Origin of the sequence: Nocardia australiensis (assembly GCF_020733705.1) — a bacterium.
Classification (GTDB): domain Bacteria; phylum Actinomycetota; class Actinomycetes; order Mycobacteriales; family Mycobacteriaceae; genus Nocardia; species Nocardia australiensis.
This window is the reverse complement of the sequence record NZ_JAJFZM010000017.1, coordinates 496,378-509,310: the sequence shown is the minus strand read 5'-3', so window position 1 is coordinate 509,310 and position 12,933 is coordinate 496,378. Positions and strand designations below refer to the sequence as shown.

General features: G+C 65.6%; 12 protein-coding genes and 1 pseudogene. 8 read left to right on the top strand and 5 right to left on the bottom strand.

Annotated features, from left to right (window positions below):
* Positions 1-101: 101 nt before the first annotated feature.
* From LKE06_RS31580 to LKE06_RS31560, 5 genes are read left to right on the top strand one after another with little or no spacing between them, the layout of a single operon-like run.
* Positions 102-1,466 (top strand): glutamine synthetase family protein, encoded by a 1,365-nt coding sequence (locus LKE06_RS31580; RefSeq protein WP_228003098.1) that lies wholly within the window; start codon positions 102-104, stop codon positions 1,464-1,466.
* Positions 1,447-2,223, top strand: coding sequence for a gamma-glutamyl-gamma-aminobutyrate hydrolase family protein (locus LKE06_RS31575; protein WP_228003097.1), 777 nt, complete (start codon positions 1,447-1,449; stop codon positions 2,221-2,223). Before LKE06_RS31580 ends, LKE06_RS31575 begins: the two co-directional genes overlap by 20 nt.
* A gap of 4 nt (positions 2,224-2,227) precedes the next feature.
* Positions 2,228-3,589, top strand: coding sequence for an aldehyde dehydrogenase family protein (locus LKE06_RS31570; protein ID WP_228003096.1), 1,362 nt, complete (start codon positions 2,228-2,230; stop codon positions 3,587-3,589).
* Between the two features lie 12 nt (positions 3,590-3,601).
* A complete protein-coding gene (locus LKE06_RS31565; protein ID WP_228003095.1) occupies positions 3,602-4,366 on the top strand; it encodes a 3-oxoacyl-ACP reductase in 765 nt (254 codons plus the stop codon).
* 57 nt (positions 4,367-4,423) lie between these two features.
* The gene (locus LKE06_RS31560) at positions 4,424-4,588 is read left to right on the top strand and encodes a hypothetical protein (protein WP_228003094.1); all 165 of its coding nucleotides are present in this window, start codon (positions 4,424-4,426) and stop codon (positions 4,586-4,588) included.
* A 23-nt stretch (positions 4,589-4,611) separates the two neighbouring features.
* Here the strand turns inward: LKE06_RS31560 and LKE06_RS31555 are convergent, their stop codons facing one another.
* A complete protein-coding gene (locus LKE06_RS31555; RefSeq protein ID WP_228003093.1) occupies positions 4,612-5,001 on the bottom strand; it encodes an ankyrin repeat domain-containing protein in 390 nt (129 codons plus the stop codon).
* Between the two features lie 523 nt (positions 5,002-5,524).
* Here LKE06_RS31555 and LKE06_RS31550 point away from each other — a divergent pair.
* Complete coding sequence (locus tag LKE06_RS31550) at positions 5,525-6,796, top strand: MFS transporter (RefSeq protein WP_228003291.1); 1,272 nt, start codon at positions 5,525-5,527, stop codon at positions 6,794-6,796.
* Positions 6,797-6,803: 7 nt separating this feature from the next.
* On the opposite strand, the gene LKE06_RS31545 is transcribed toward LKE06_RS31550, so the two are convergent.
* The 4 genes and pseudogenes from LKE06_RS31545 to LKE06_RS31530 form a co-directional block, all read right to left on the bottom strand.
* Complete coding sequence (locus LKE06_RS31545; RefSeq protein ID WP_228003092.1) at positions 6,804-7,169, bottom strand: SUKH-4 family immunity protein; 366 nt, start codon at positions 7,167-7,169, stop codon at positions 6,804-6,806.
* 471 nt (positions 7,170-7,640) lie between these two features.
* Positions 7,641-8,741 (bottom strand): annotated as a pseudogene (locus LKE06_RS31540) (transcription termination factor Rho, short form); the annotation flags it as partial.
* Between the two features lie 674 nt (positions 8,742-9,415).
* Positions 9,416-10,168, bottom strand: coding sequence for an SDR family oxidoreductase (locus LKE06_RS31535; RefSeq protein ID WP_228003091.1), 753 nt, complete (start codon positions 10,166-10,168; stop codon positions 9,416-9,418).
* Positions 10,169-10,250: 82 nt separating this feature from the next.
* The gene (locus tag LKE06_RS31530; protein ID WP_228003090.1) at positions 10,251-10,622 is read right to left on the bottom strand and encodes an Rv1352/Rv1906c domain-containing protein; all 372 of its coding nucleotides are present in this window, start codon (positions 10,620-10,622) and stop codon (positions 10,251-10,253) included.
* Between the two features lie 205 nt (positions 10,623-10,827).
* On the opposite strand from LKE06_RS31530, the gene LKE06_RS31525 reads away from it, so the two are divergent.
* Positions 10,828-11,403, top strand: a complete 576-nt coding sequence (locus LKE06_RS31525; protein WP_228003089.1) for a sigma-70 family RNA polymerase sigma factor — start codon at positions 10,828-10,830, stop codon at positions 11,401-11,403.
* 197 nt (positions 11,404-11,600) lie between these two features.
* Positions 11,601-12,914 carry an N-acetylmuramoyl-L-alanine amidase gene (locus LKE06_RS31520; RefSeq protein WP_228003088.1) on the top strand — a complete coding sequence of 438 codons (1,314 nt, stop codon included), beginning with the start codon at positions 11,601-11,603 and terminating at the stop codon, positions 12,912-12,914.
* The last annotated feature ends 19 nt before the right edge of the window (positions 12,915-12,933 follow it).

Here is a 12,933-nt window from a genome sequence, read left to right as displayed (position 1 = left end):
GCCGTCGCAACCATTTCCCGAACGGCAGGATTGCGCGTCCGGACGCGCCGCGCCCCCTTTTCCTCTACCGTGGGCACGGATGATGCCGAGAGGGGTCGTGGATGCGTACGGGGATGTTGAGTCTGGCGCAATTGCGCGATCACGTCGAGGTGGGCGAGCTCGATACGGTGCTCGTCGTGATGACCGATATGCAGGGGCGCTTGCAGGGAAAGCGGTGCGCGGCACGGTATTTCCTGGACGAGGTCGTCGCGCATGCCACTGAGGCGTGCGACTATCTGCTCGCGGTCGATGTGGAGATGAACACCGTCGACGGTTACGCCACGTCGTCATGGGAGACCGGATACGGCGATCTGGTGCTGCGTCCCGATATGAGCACCTTGCGCCTGGTCCCATGGTTGCCGGGGACGGCGCTGGTGATCTGTGATATCGAGCAGGTGCGTCCGAAGGGCGCGCCGGTCGCGCCGTCGCCACGACAGGTACTGCGGGCACAGCTGGATCGGCTGGCCGAGCATGGGCTGCGCGCCTACGTCGGAACCGAGCTCGAATTCCTGGTCTTCGATGACAGCTACGAATCCGCGTGGCAGGCCGGGTATCGAGGTCTCACACCGGCCAATCAGTACAACGTCGACTATTCGATGCTCGGCACATCCCGAATCGAACCGCTGCTGCGGCGCATCCGCAACGAGATGTCCGGCGCGGGCCTGTACGTCGAGTCGGCGAAGGGCGAATGCAGTCCCGGGCAGCACGAAATCGCGTTCCGCTTCGACGAGGCGCTGATCACCTGCGACAACCACAGCATCTACAAAACCGGCGCCAAGGAGATCGCGGCACAGGAAGGCCGCAGCCTGTCCTTCATGGCGAAATACAATGAGCGCGAGGGTAATTCGTGTCATATCCATATCAGCCTTCGTGCCGAATCGGGTGAACCGGTATTCGCCGGTGCCGGCCAGGACGGAATCTCGTCGCTGCTGCGGCATTTCATCGCGGGGCAACTGGATTGTCTACGCGAGCTGACCTATTTTCTCGCCCCGAATATCAACTCCTACAAGCGGTTTGTCCCAGGTAGTTTCGCTCCTACCGTGCTGGCGTGGGGCCGCGACAACCGCACCTGCGCGCTTCGGCTGGTGGGGTCGGGGCCTTCGCTGCGCATGGAGAACCGGATACCTGGCGGCGATGTGAACCCCTATCTCGCAGTCGCGGCGACGATCGCCGCGGGCCTGCACGGCATCGAGCGCGGGTTGCCGTTGGAACCGGAGTTCCACGGAAACGCCTACCGGTCGCACCGTCCGCGCGTGCCCGCCACGCTGCGGGAGGCGGCCGATCTCTTCGGTGCGAGCAAACTCGCCCGGACGGCGTTCGGCGACGATGTGGTGGACCATTACCGGAATGCGGCGCGGGTCGAGTTGGAGGCTTTCGACGCCGCGGTCACCGATTGGGAACGGGTCCGTGGTTTCGAACGACTATGACGCTGTGGCGGCGAATGATGTCGGAGCTCGGCCGGTCATCGGTGTCTCGACCTATAGCGAGCCGACTCGATACGGACCGTGGCATGTGGACAGCGCGGTGCTACCGCGCAGTTACGTCGACATGGTGGAACGGGCAGGCGGGATTCCGGTGCTGCTGCCCCCGGTTGGGGCGGCCCGCCGGGAAGTCGTGGCACGACTCGACGGGTTGGTACTGGCCGGTGGCGCCGATATCGACCCGGTCCGCTATGGCGCGGCACGGGATGTCAGCACCCGCGAAACCCGTACGGAGCGCGATGAATTCGAGTTCGAACTCTTCGCGTTGGCGCGCGCCGCGGGCGTGCCGATCCTGGCGATCTGCCGTGGGCTGCAGTTGGTGAACATCGCATTCGGCGGCACGCTGATCCAGCATCTACCGGACCTACCGGGACGCGACGAGCACGTACGCGCTCCCGGGGTCTTCGGGATTACCCGGGTTTCGACCGAGCCCGGCAGTCGGGTAGCCGCGATAACGGGCCACGAACTGAAGGTGCACTGTCACCATCACCAGGCGATCGATGTACTCGGCGCCGGCTTGGTCGCGGTCGCGCACGCAGCGGACGGCACGATAGAGGCCGCCGAGACATCGTCGGGCCCGTTCCTGGTCGCGGTCCAATGGCACCCGGAGGCCGATTCGACCGATGATCGCCTGATGCGGGCGCTGGTCGAGGCGGCCGCAGCTCGTACCGAGCCGTGGAGCGCACCGAGCGAAGGGAGCTGATTCGATGACGACCGCACAGGTGGTCAACCCCGCGACCGAACAGATCGTGTCGGAGGTCGAATTATTCGGCGTGGCCGAGACCGATGCCGCGATCGAGCGCGCGCATCGAGCGGCCGCGGACTGGCGTGAGGTGGCGCCGGGGGACCGTGCCCGGTTGCTGCGCCGGTTCGCCGAGGCCGTCGACGCGAACCTGGAACGGCTGGCCCGCCTCGAGGTCGCCAATGCCGGGCACACCATCGGTAACGCCCGCTGGGAGGCGGGCAATGTCCGCGATGTGCTGCACTATGTCGCCGGCATACCGGAACGCCTGCTCGGCAGCCAGATTCCGGTGGCGGGCGGGGTGAACATCACCTTCCATGAGCCGCTCGGCGTCGTCGGCGTGATCGTGCCATGGAATTTCCCGATGCCGATCGCGGCCTGGGGTTTCGGTCCCGCGCTCGCCGCGGGAAATACGGTGGTGCTCAAGCCCGCCGAACTGACCCCGCTCACCGCGATCCGGCTCGGCGAGCTCGCGCTGGAAGCGGGACTTCCCGAGGGAGTCTTCCAGGTGCTGCCCGGAAAGGGATCGGTGGTGGGGCAGCGGTTCGTCACCCATCCCGCGGTACGGAAGGTGGTGTTCACCGGCTCCACCGAGGTCGGCAAGGCGATTATGGCGGGCTGCGCCCAGCAGGTGAAACGGGTGACGCTCGAATTGGGCGGCAAGAGCGCCAATATCGTGTTCGCCGACGCCGATGTGGAGCGCGCGGCCGCGACGGCGCCCTACGGCGTCTTCGACAATGCCGGTCAGGACTGCTGTGCTCGGTCACGAATCCTCGTGCAGCGCAGTATTTTCGACCGATTCCTGGAATTGCTGGAACCGGCCGTACGCGGGATTCGGGTGGGTGATCCCTCGGACGAGGCGACAGAGATGGGGCCGCTGATCTCGGCCGCGCACCGCGAGCGGGTTGCCGCGTTCGTGGAGCCGTCGACCGAGATCGCCTTCACCGGCACTCGTCGCGATGGTCCCGGATTTTGGTATCCGCCAACGGTTGTGCTGCCCGGCGCGCCGACCGAGCGAATACTCACCGAGGAGGTATTCGGGCCGGTGGTCGCGGTACTGCCGTTCGATGACGAGGCCGACGCGCTGCGCATCGCGAACGACTCCGAATACGGTCTGTCCGGCTCCATTTGGACCAGTGACGTCGGCCGCGCACTGCGGGTATCCCGCGGAGTCGAAGCCGGAAACCTGTCGGTGAATTCGCATTCGTCGGTACGGTATTGGACGCCGTTCGGCGGTTTCAAGCAGTCCGGTCTCGGCCGCGAGCTAGGCCCGGACGCCGCTCTCGCCTTCACCGAAACCAAGAACGTCTTCATTGCCGCGAGCTGAGGAGGAGATGCGTTGCAGCGCTTACAAGATCGGGTTGCCGTGGTCACCGGCGGCGGTAGCGGTATCGGTCTGGCCACCGTGCGCCGCTTCGCCGCGGAGGGCGCCACGGTAGTCGTCGCCGATATCGACGCCACCTCCGGCGCGGCCGCGGCCACCGAGGTCGGCGGTTTGTACGTGCAGGTCGACGTCACCGACGAGGCGCAGGTCGAGGCGCTGTTCCAGACGACTGTCGACACCTACGGTGGTCTGGACATCGCCTTCAACAATGCGGGAATCTCACCGCCGGAGGATGATTCGATCCTCACCACCGGCATCGATGCGTGGCGGCGTGTGCAGGAGGTGAACCTGACCTCGGTGTACCTGTGCAGCAAATACGCCATCGGCCACATGCTGGAGCGTGGCAAGGGCTCGGTGATCAACACGGCCTCGTTCGTCGCGGTCATGGGCGCGGCGACCTCGCAGGTGTCCTACACCGCCTCCAAAGGCGGCGTACTCGCGATGAGCCGCGAACTCGGAGTTCAGTTCGCTCGCAATGGAATTCGGGTCAACGCGCTGTGTCCCGGCCCCGTCAACACCCCGTTGTTGCAGGAGCTGTTCGCCAAGGATCCCGAGCGCGCCGCCCGCCGCCTGGTGCACATCCCGACCGGCCGATTCGCCGAACCCGATGAAATCGCCGCAGCCGTAGCGTTTCTCGCCAGCGACGACGCGTCGTTCATCACCGCCTCGCAGTTCCTGGTCGATGGCGGCATTTCCGGTGCCTACGTGACGCCGCTGTAGCGGCTGGTCGTGGCCGTAGGATTCGCTATTTGTCGTCGATGGGAGGAGGCTCGAAGAATGAGTCAGGAAGACGGGCAAGTACCCGGGCTGTTCAGTCACGACGCTGTCCAGGCGGAGGTCTCGGCCGTCGCCGAGGGAGACGGTGCGGATTTCCGCCCGGTCTTCAGTCGCTCGGACGGGTCCGGGCCGGGGGCGTACCTGCCCTCGGATGATCTGAAGTAGCGCACTTTCGCTGTTCGGCGCGCTCACGATGCGCCGAACAGCCTCAATAGTTCGGTCTTGCCGAACATTTCGGCGGCGTCGCGAGCCGACGGTGTGCCCGCGTCCGGATCCGCGCCCGCGGCAACCAGTGCCCGCACGATCTCGGTCTCGCCCTTGAACACGGCACCGGCCAATGGGGTTTGCCCCTTGTCGTTGGCCCGATCCGGTTCGGCGCCACGTGCCAGCAACGCCGCGACGGCGCCCTCATGCCCATGGTAAGCAGCCAGCATCAGCAGTGTGTCGCCCCGGTCATTGGTGAGATTCACCGGAACCCCGGCATCCACATACCCACCGAGCGCCTCCGCCTCCCCCCGCCGCGCCAACCCGAACACCTCAGCCGCCAGCTCAATAACCCGCTCATCATCATCACCCATCCACCATTCCTACTCGCTCAGGCGGTGAGTGGCACATCTTTGTGAGCTGTACCAGGCGTTTGCAGCAGTCATGTGCCACTCACCGCCGGGCGGGGTAGGTCAACATGCTCCGGTCGACGCGGCCCTCGCCCGCGAGGCCACCGAGGGCCTTGCCGCCATGCTCGCGCGACGCTGACACGTGCGATCCGAGTCGCGAACCGTCCGCAAGAGCCGTCGCCGGACCGAATATGGCGATGCGGACTCGAGCGGCGTTCAACCCCTCTCGAGGTTGGTGTGGTTAAGATCACATTGCGTTACGACGATGCAGGTGACGTCGAGCCTGTGAGTCGGGCATGGCGCGTCGTGGTTGTTTGCCTCGTGTCTCGAATGGGTAACGGTTGGTTTTATACCCTGCTTCAGGAATTTTTGGGGCAGGCGAATGGAAACGAATCGAGGGTCCGCGAACCGGGCTGGACAGGAGGCGCGTGTGTCGGATCGCAAATCGGGGTCTGTGCACTTGAAACGCTCGGTCGCCGCGTCCGCCATGGGCAATGCGACGGAGTGGTTCGACTACGGCGTCTACGCCGCGACGACCACATATCTCACCGCCGCCTTCTTTCCTGGCAGCTTCGGCACTCTCTTCACCATGCTCGGTTTCGCCGTCTCGTTCATGCTGCGCCCGCTGGGCGGCATGGTCTGGGGCCCGCTCGGTGACCGGCTGGGTCGAAAGGTCGTGCTGGCCACCACGATCCTGTTGATGGCGGCCGCCACCGGCGCCATCGGCATCCTGCCGACACATTCGCAGGTGGGCTGGCTCGCGCCGGTGCTGCTCATCGCGTTGCGAGTCGTGCAGGGCTTCTCCACCGGTGGTGAATATGGTGGCGCGGCAACATATCTGGCCGAAACCTGCTCCGACAAGAGGCGTGGTTTCTTCGGCAGCTTCCTGGAATTCGGCACTCTCGGCGGCTTCGTCGGTGGTTCGGCTGTGGTGCTGGCCTGTCAGCTCATGGTCGGTTCGGACGCGATGTACGACTGGGGCTGGCGCATTCCGTTCCTGATCGCGGTGCCGCTGGGCATGATCGGCTGGTACCTGCGCTCGCACCTCGACGAGTCCCCGGTCTTCACCGAGGTCGCCGAACACGAGCACCCCAAGGGCGGACTGCTCCAGGTGGTGACCACCTATCGGCGTGAGGTGCTTACGCTGGCCGGACTGGTCGTCGCGCTCAACGTCGTGAACTACACCCTGCTCACCTATCAGCCGACCTATCTGCAGAAGACCATCGGCATGGGAGAGTCCGCGACCACCGCCATGATGCTGATCGGTCAGGTGGTGATGATGCTCGTGCTGCCGTTCTTCGGCAGGCTGTCCGACACCGTCGGACGCCGCCCGATGTGGCTGTTCTCGCTGGTCGGTCTCGCGGTGTTCGCGCTGCCGATGTACTGGCTGATGGGTAAGGGAGCTGGGTGGGCCATTTTCGGCTTCATCGTCCTCGGCCTGCTGTATGTGCCGCAGCTGGCCACCATCAGCTCGACCTTCCCCGCGATCTTCCCCACCCATGTCCGCTATGCGGGATTCGCGTTGGGCTACAACGTCTCCACCGCGATCTTCGGTGGTACAGCCCCGCTGGTCAACGAGGCCGCGATCGAGGCGACCGGCTGGTCGCTGTTCCCCGCCGCGTATATGGTCGGCGCCTCCCTGGTAGGTCTGGTCGCCTGGCAGTACCTGCGCGAAACCGTGGGGACCTCGCTGCGCGGCACCGAGGTCCCCGACTCCAACAGTGGTGAGATCCCCGTCGTCACCAGGGCTGTGGCCTGATCGCCGGCTAGTCCTCTTCGGGCCAGTCGGGGTCGATGATCAGGCCGTCGGTGCGTAGCGCCTCGGCGTACAGCTCGGCGACCAGATCGGTGGGGTAACTGGGCCAAAAGGATACCGCCCCGGTGGCTTTGTCGATGACGTAGACAGAGCCACCGACGGTGGGCGGTGGCAGGGGCGTATGTGGATCGGTCCCGGGCGGCGGCAGGAAGATCGCGACAACCGTGAAGCCCGAGTCGAATTCGGTCAGCAGGTTCGTGATTCCCGGCTCCGCGTCGTCGGCGGTGGGCAGGTACTGGTCGGCGATGCGCTCGGCCTCGGTGAGATTCACCGGTGTGCTGGCTGCGGTGGGGTAGGCGTGGATATCCATGTCCATCAGGTGGGTCGGGGCGGCGGTTGGTCCGTCGGTTGTCTACTCGACGCGGCGTCACTGTAGTCGAGGTCAATCGAACCGGATAGTGGCAATCATCTGACGGGCCATGGGCTTCTGGGTCGGGTGTCGGACCGAAACTCGAGTTCTCCAGTGCGCATTCGCGCCGGCTCGGCGGCCTGCTCGCCTATGTCGCGTGGCTCGACTCATGGGCGCATGCCGCCGCAGTCGGGCTGGCCGCAATGTTCGCGCTGACGGCCACCGCCCATTTCCAGTCCCCGCGCCGCACCGCCCTGATCGCGATGGTGCCGGCGCGACTGCCCGGTCCGGCCGGGTGGGTCACCCTTACGGGTACATAGAACGCCCGGCGGCCCTGCCTCCCCCTCCGAAGGCAGGCCCTGCCGGGCGTGAAACAAACAATGCCTTCGACGGCTCGAGGACCCCTTAAAAGAGTCTTAAGGCCGAGATGAGCGCGGGTCAGTGGCGCGGGGTGTTGAGCGCGGCGAGGAACTCCGCGTTGGTGGGCGCTTGACGCAGGCCCTCGAGCAGTAGGTCGATGGCTTGCTGGCCATCGACCGCCGTGAGGGTCCGGCGCAGTAGGTGAGTGGCCGCCAATTCGTCTGCGGCAAGTAGCAATTCGTCCTTGCGGGTGCTGGAAGCAGCGATGTCGATGGCAGGGAAGACGCGTCGGCCCGCAGTAGCGCGATCGAGTTTGAGCTCGGCATTGCCGGTGCTCTTGTATTCCTCGAAGATCACCGTGTCGGCCAGCGATCCGGTCTCCACGAGAGCGGTGGCGACGATGGTGAGCGAGCCGCCGTTTTCGATATTGCGGGCAGCGCCGAGGAACTTCTTCGGTGGCGCGAGCGCGGCGGCGTCGACGCCACCGGAGAGCACACGGCCAGAGGACGGAGCGACGTTGTTGTACGCACGGGCCAGCCGTGTCAGTGAATCCAGCAGGACCACCACGTCGCGACCCATTTCGACCAGGCGTTTGGCGCGTTCGATGGCTAGTTCGGCCATCGCGATATGGTCGCGTGGCGGGCGGTCGAAGGTGGCGGCGGCGACGTCCGCAGGTACCGATCTGGCCAGATCGGTGACCTCCTCGGGGCGCTCGCCGACCAGCACCAGCATGAGTTCGCATTCCGGATGGTTCTTGGCGATACCGTGCGCGATCGCTTGCAGCACAGAGGTTTTGCCCGCCTTCGGCGGCGCGACGACGAGCGCGCGCTGCCCCTTGCCGATGGGCATGACGAGATCGGTGACACGGGTCGTCATAGCGTGCGGTTCGGTTTCCAGCCGCAGCCGCTGATTCGGGTAGATGGGTACGAGATCGGCGAAGTCCGGGCGAGATTTGGTGCGGCCCGGGTCCTGTCCGTTGATGCGCTCGATCTGGACCAGCGGGTCGAGCTTGTCGCCGCGTGCCGCCCGCGCGGCGGTGCCGATGATGAAATCGCCGCGCCGCAGGCCGTATTCGCGGATCAGGCGCGGTGGAACATGCGCATCGAGCGGACCGGGTAGATAGCCGTCGACGCGCAGCGTGGCGGCGCGGTTATCGGCGATGTCGAGGGTGCCGGTGACCGATCGACCGGTTTCGGATCGGTCGCCAGCTGTGGCGCTGTCGGGTGGTTGGGTAGGAAAAGTGTTGACGTTCATGGTGTTTCCTTCCAAATTTCGATATGGAGGTATGGCGAAGCGCCGAGACGAGTAGCGGCTGTGTGCGCTGCGGGCGAAGAACCCGTATTGCCTGCGGGCCGGTACATTCCGGCGGGCTGGGACTCATAGAGAAAATGGCTCCGGACGGCCGATTCGGCTGGACCAGAAGGGGGATCTCAGAATCTCTTGCGGGAGGTAGTCCTACATCCACAAGGGAGACACCAGCCAAGCTACCTGCTCGAAGGGCTGGGCGCAAGAAGGTGGTTCGCGGTGGCGGGCGCTGGAGGCCCGGCGGCGAGGTGGAGCGAATCACGCTGAATGAGGGTCGTGGGCCGAAATCGCCGGTGCCTCACGTTGGGCGCGACGCACCGGCGGTGAGGCACTGGCGATTGTGGCGCGGTCAGTTCAGAGTACGGCTTGGGTCTGAGTCACACGTGCGACGAGTTTGCCTGCGGCATCATGGATTTCGGTATCGACAACGATGAATGACCGACCGGCGTGCAACGAGCGACGACTGTGGCGAGAAGGAGTCATTATTCAGACATTTGGGTAATTCTCAGCATGGTCAAATGTGGCCCGGAACACTTCGGCGCGGAATTTCACGTGCTCATGCGTGTGACCACCGCGGCGGGCAAAAGCGGCAGCGCCAGGTCGATCAGTCGCCACGGCCATTGCGGCACGCACGCGCGGGTCTGTTCCCGCTCGATAGCGCGAACCATCGCGGTGACGCCTTTGTCCAGCGGCGCCACCATCCGCGCATCGCCTGCCTTGGCCGCCATATCGGTCGCGATGTACCCGGGCAGCAGGGTGGTAACGGCGATCGGCGACTTCGCCAGTTCCACCGCCAGCGCCTCACCCAGCGCGGCCAGTCCGGCCTTGCTCGCCGAGTACGCCGCCTTCTTTCCCGGAAGCCCGCGCACCGCGCTCATCGACGACACCAGCACCAGATGCCCGGCCCGTTTGGCGCGAAAGATCGCCAACGCCGCCTCGGCCTGCGCGAGCGCGCTGACGAAATTCGTCGTCGCCGTTGCGAGATTCGCGGCCGCGCGACCGCTGCCGATCACCGCGCCCTTGCCGATACCAGCGTTGACGATCACCCGATCGAGACCGCCGAGTTCATCGCGGAGCTCGCCGAAGGCTTCTGGGACCGCCGCGTGATCGTCGACATCCAGGCCACGGACCGCGACGGTGACCCCCGGATGTGCGGTGGCGAGTTCGTCGCGCAATGCCTCGAGCGCGTCGACCCGACGGGCGCACAACGCTAGATCTCGGCCTTTGGCCGCGAAGTCCCGCGCCATCGCCGCGCCGAGTCCGGTGCTCGCGCCGGTGATCAGAATCTTGCTTCTCGTCATGGGTGCGAACCCTATGCGCCAGATGTCAGCATCTCGTCGACACCGGGCGCTGGGCGGAAGAGTGACGGAGTGTGAAGCTGACTCAGCCGCCGAACGAACCGGTATTGGGGCGCGCCGGCGCCATCTGCCACGCTCCGCAGTTCACGGTCCTGAAGGCGACGTCGGTCGGCGCAATCTCGACGCGGACCGGAGTGTGCCGAGTGAAGTCGTTAACGATGATGTGGTGCTGGTCGGTTTCGTCGCCCTCGACTGTCCACAGCCGTCGCCAATCGCAGCCATTGGCCTGATCCGGGGTGCCAGGGGCTTCCCAGATGCCCGGCAGAATATCGACGCCGACCAGATAGAGACCGTCTTCCGGCATGGCGGTACCGGGTTGGGCGGCAGCGGCTCCCGCGCCCGCCAGGGCCACCGCGGAGGCCATGGCTCCCGCGATCATGAGCGTGCGTGCACGCATGGCGATTGCTCCTCGAATCATGCTCTCGCTGCCGGTGGGCAGCTGACCTGCGGAGATCCCCGAATCCCCGGGGAAGATCTACCAGAGTCGGCGCTGGAATTCCGCCGATTGCAGGATTTTCGTTATATCGGCAACAGGAAGTAACAATCTCGGTTATTTCGCCGTGGCTGTTGTCATCGTCCGGGGTCGCAGCGATATCCGTTGTATGAGAGGTACTCGGTCGGTTGCCGCTGTCGCCGCACGACCGCCCGCGTGCGCTGCGCGGTGCGCCGGCCTGTGCGCGGACGACGGCATCGCGAGCGTGTTCGCGGCCGATCGTGCGTTGCTGCACTGGCGTGCGCTGCGCAGGCTGGGTGATTCCGGACTGGCCGAACACGCGGTACAGGAGACATTGCTGCGGGCCTGGCGTTCGTGCGCGTCGTTCGACGAGCGCAAGGGGTCCATTCGAACCTGGCTGCTGGCAATTCAGCGCAACGTCATGACCGATATCTCGCGTGCTCGCGCCGTCCGGCCCGGTGATACCGGCTGGGACGAGGTCGCCGAACTCAGCGATATCCGCTATGCGAAGCCGGATTTCGTCGACGGCCTGATCAATGGGCTGTTGGTCGCGGATCTGCTGACCCGGCTGCCCGATTCGCAGCGCGAGGCGGTGGTCGAGGTGATCTTGCGCGATCGCGCGTATCAGGACGTGGCCGACGATATCGGCGTTCCCGTGGGCACGGTGAAGACTCGGGTGCACTACGCGCTGCGTTCCCTGCGCCGTTTGCCACTTGGTGCCTGAGTAGTCGCGGCACGTCCCCGCTGTAGTGCTGGTCAACACTTCGTTTTGTGCCTTGATCAGGCATGATCGCTCTCAATAATGATTACATTTCGGTAACGCGCCTTGCTTTGCTGATGTTCACGTTGCAAGAGTGAACTACTGGGTTTGGTGTTACTAATGGGAAGGGAGGGGTGCTCCGTTTCGGGGCGCCGACCGACATGAAGCCAAGCATCATCAGGGCCGGTTTGTGCTCCGCCGTTACGGCCGCGGCTGTAGTGACAGTCTCCGGGCTCGTCCCGGCCGCCGCGGTCCCCGATCCGGCGTCACCGGAAATGGCCACGAAGCTCGCAGGCAGGACGGTATTCCTCGACCCCGGCCATCAGGGGGCCAACCACTCCGAGAACCTGTCCCGGCAGGTGAACGACGGTCGCGGCGGCACCAAGGACTGCCAGACCACCGGTATGACCTCGCTCAACGGCGTGCCGGAGCACACCATCAACTGGAATGTCGCACAGCTGGTCAAGACCTCCTTGGAGAGTCTCGGTGCGAAGGTGGTGCTCAGCCGTGCCGACGATTCCGGCTGGGGCGGTTGCGTCGACGAGCGAGCGGAGGCCGCGAACCGCTCCGGCGCCGACGTGGCCGTGAGCATCCACGCCGATAGTGCGCCCGAGCAGTTCCGCGGGTTCCATATGATCGTGCCGCAGTTGCCGGTGCTCGATAACAAGGTCGATCAGGTTCAGTCCGGGCGGGGTCTGGTGGCCACGAAGTCGGTGCGCGACGCGTATACCAAGGAAGGCTTCCCGTCGGCGAACTACGCCGGTGTGCAGGACGGCCTGCAGACGCGGGCGGATATCGCGGGTCCGGCGCTGACTGCTGTGCCCGACGTATTCATCGAAATGGGCAACGGCGCCAATGCGGAAGACGCGGCGCAGCTCGAGAGCTCGGATGGGCAGCTGAAGCACGCGATCACGATTACCACCGGTCTGGTCGGGTATCTGCTCGGTGCGTCGTCGCCGGTCGGCCAGTCGGGCTCTGCCTCCGACCGTCCGGCCGCGGCCTTGCGGAACGACCCGCAGGTTCCGGCGGAGCCGCAGATGACCGCTGCGCCGCTGACTGTGCCGCAGGCTCAGCCGAGCCCGCAGCCGACCGTGCCGCAGGTTCAGCCGCTCCCGCAGCCGACCGCGCCGCAGGTTCAGCCGCTCCCGCAGCCGACCGCGCCGCAGGTTCAGCCGCTCCCGCAGCCGACCGCGCCGCAGGCTCAGCCGGCTCCCACCCCGAACACATCGCAGGCCGTTCCGGGTACGTCGAGTTCACCTCGGTCGCAGGCACTTCCGCAGTCGCAGACGTCGCCTCGGTCGCCGGGGCAGACGGCACCCAGCACTGAAGGCTCGTCGAGTGGCGTGGTCGGCACGGTGATGGCGATGCTGCTGCCGTTGGCGAAGTCGCTCGGCGTGGACAACACGATGATCACCTCGGAAATGATCAACCTTGCCTACACCTTGGCCAGTACGCTGCTCGGCCCGGCCAAGTAGTACCTGCACTACTGCCAAT

What these genes read in the sequence shown, in the direction of transcription:
- LKE06_RS31580 (WP_228003098.1), top strand. Translation starts at nt 102, where the DNA reads ATGCGTACGGGGATGTTGAGTCTGGCGCAATTGCGCGATCACGTCGAG.
- LKE06_RS31570 (WP_228003096.1), top strand. Translation starts at nt 2,228, where the DNA reads ATGACGACCGCACAGGTGGTCAACCCCGCGACCGAACAGATCGTGTCG.
- LKE06_RS31560 (WP_228003094.1), top strand. Translation starts at nt 4,424, where the DNA reads ATGAGTCAGGAAGACGGGCAAGTACCCGGGCTGTTCAGTCACGACGCT.
- LKE06_RS31555 (WP_228003093.1), bottom strand. Translation starts at nt 5,001, where the DNA reads ATGGGTGATGATGATGAGCGGGTTATTGAGCTGGCGGCTGAGGTGTTC.
- LKE06_RS31550 (WP_228003291.1), top strand. Translation starts at nt 5,525, where the DNA reads ATGGGCAATGCGACGGAGTGGTTCGACTACGGCGTCTACGCCGCGACG.
- LKE06_RS31545 (WP_228003092.1), bottom strand. Translation starts at nt 7,169, where the DNA reads ATGGACATGGATATCCACGCCTACCCCACCGCAGCCAGCACACCGGTG.
- LKE06_RS31535 (WP_228003091.1), bottom strand. Translation starts at nt 10,168, where the DNA reads ATGACGAGAAGCAAGATTCTGATCACCGGCGCGAGCACCGGACTCGGC.
- LKE06_RS31530 (WP_228003090.1), bottom strand. Translation starts at nt 10,622, where the DNA reads ATGCGTGCACGCACGCTCATGATCGCGGGAGCCATGGCCTCCGCGGTG.
- LKE06_RS31525 (WP_228003089.1), top strand. Translation starts at nt 10,828, where the DNA reads ATGAGAGGTACTCGGTCGGTTGCCGCTGTCGCCGCACGACCGCCCGCG.
- LKE06_RS31520 (WP_228003088.1), top strand. Translation starts at nt 11,601, where the DNA reads ATGAAGCCAAGCATCATCAGGGCCGGTTTGTGCTCCGCCGTTACGGCC.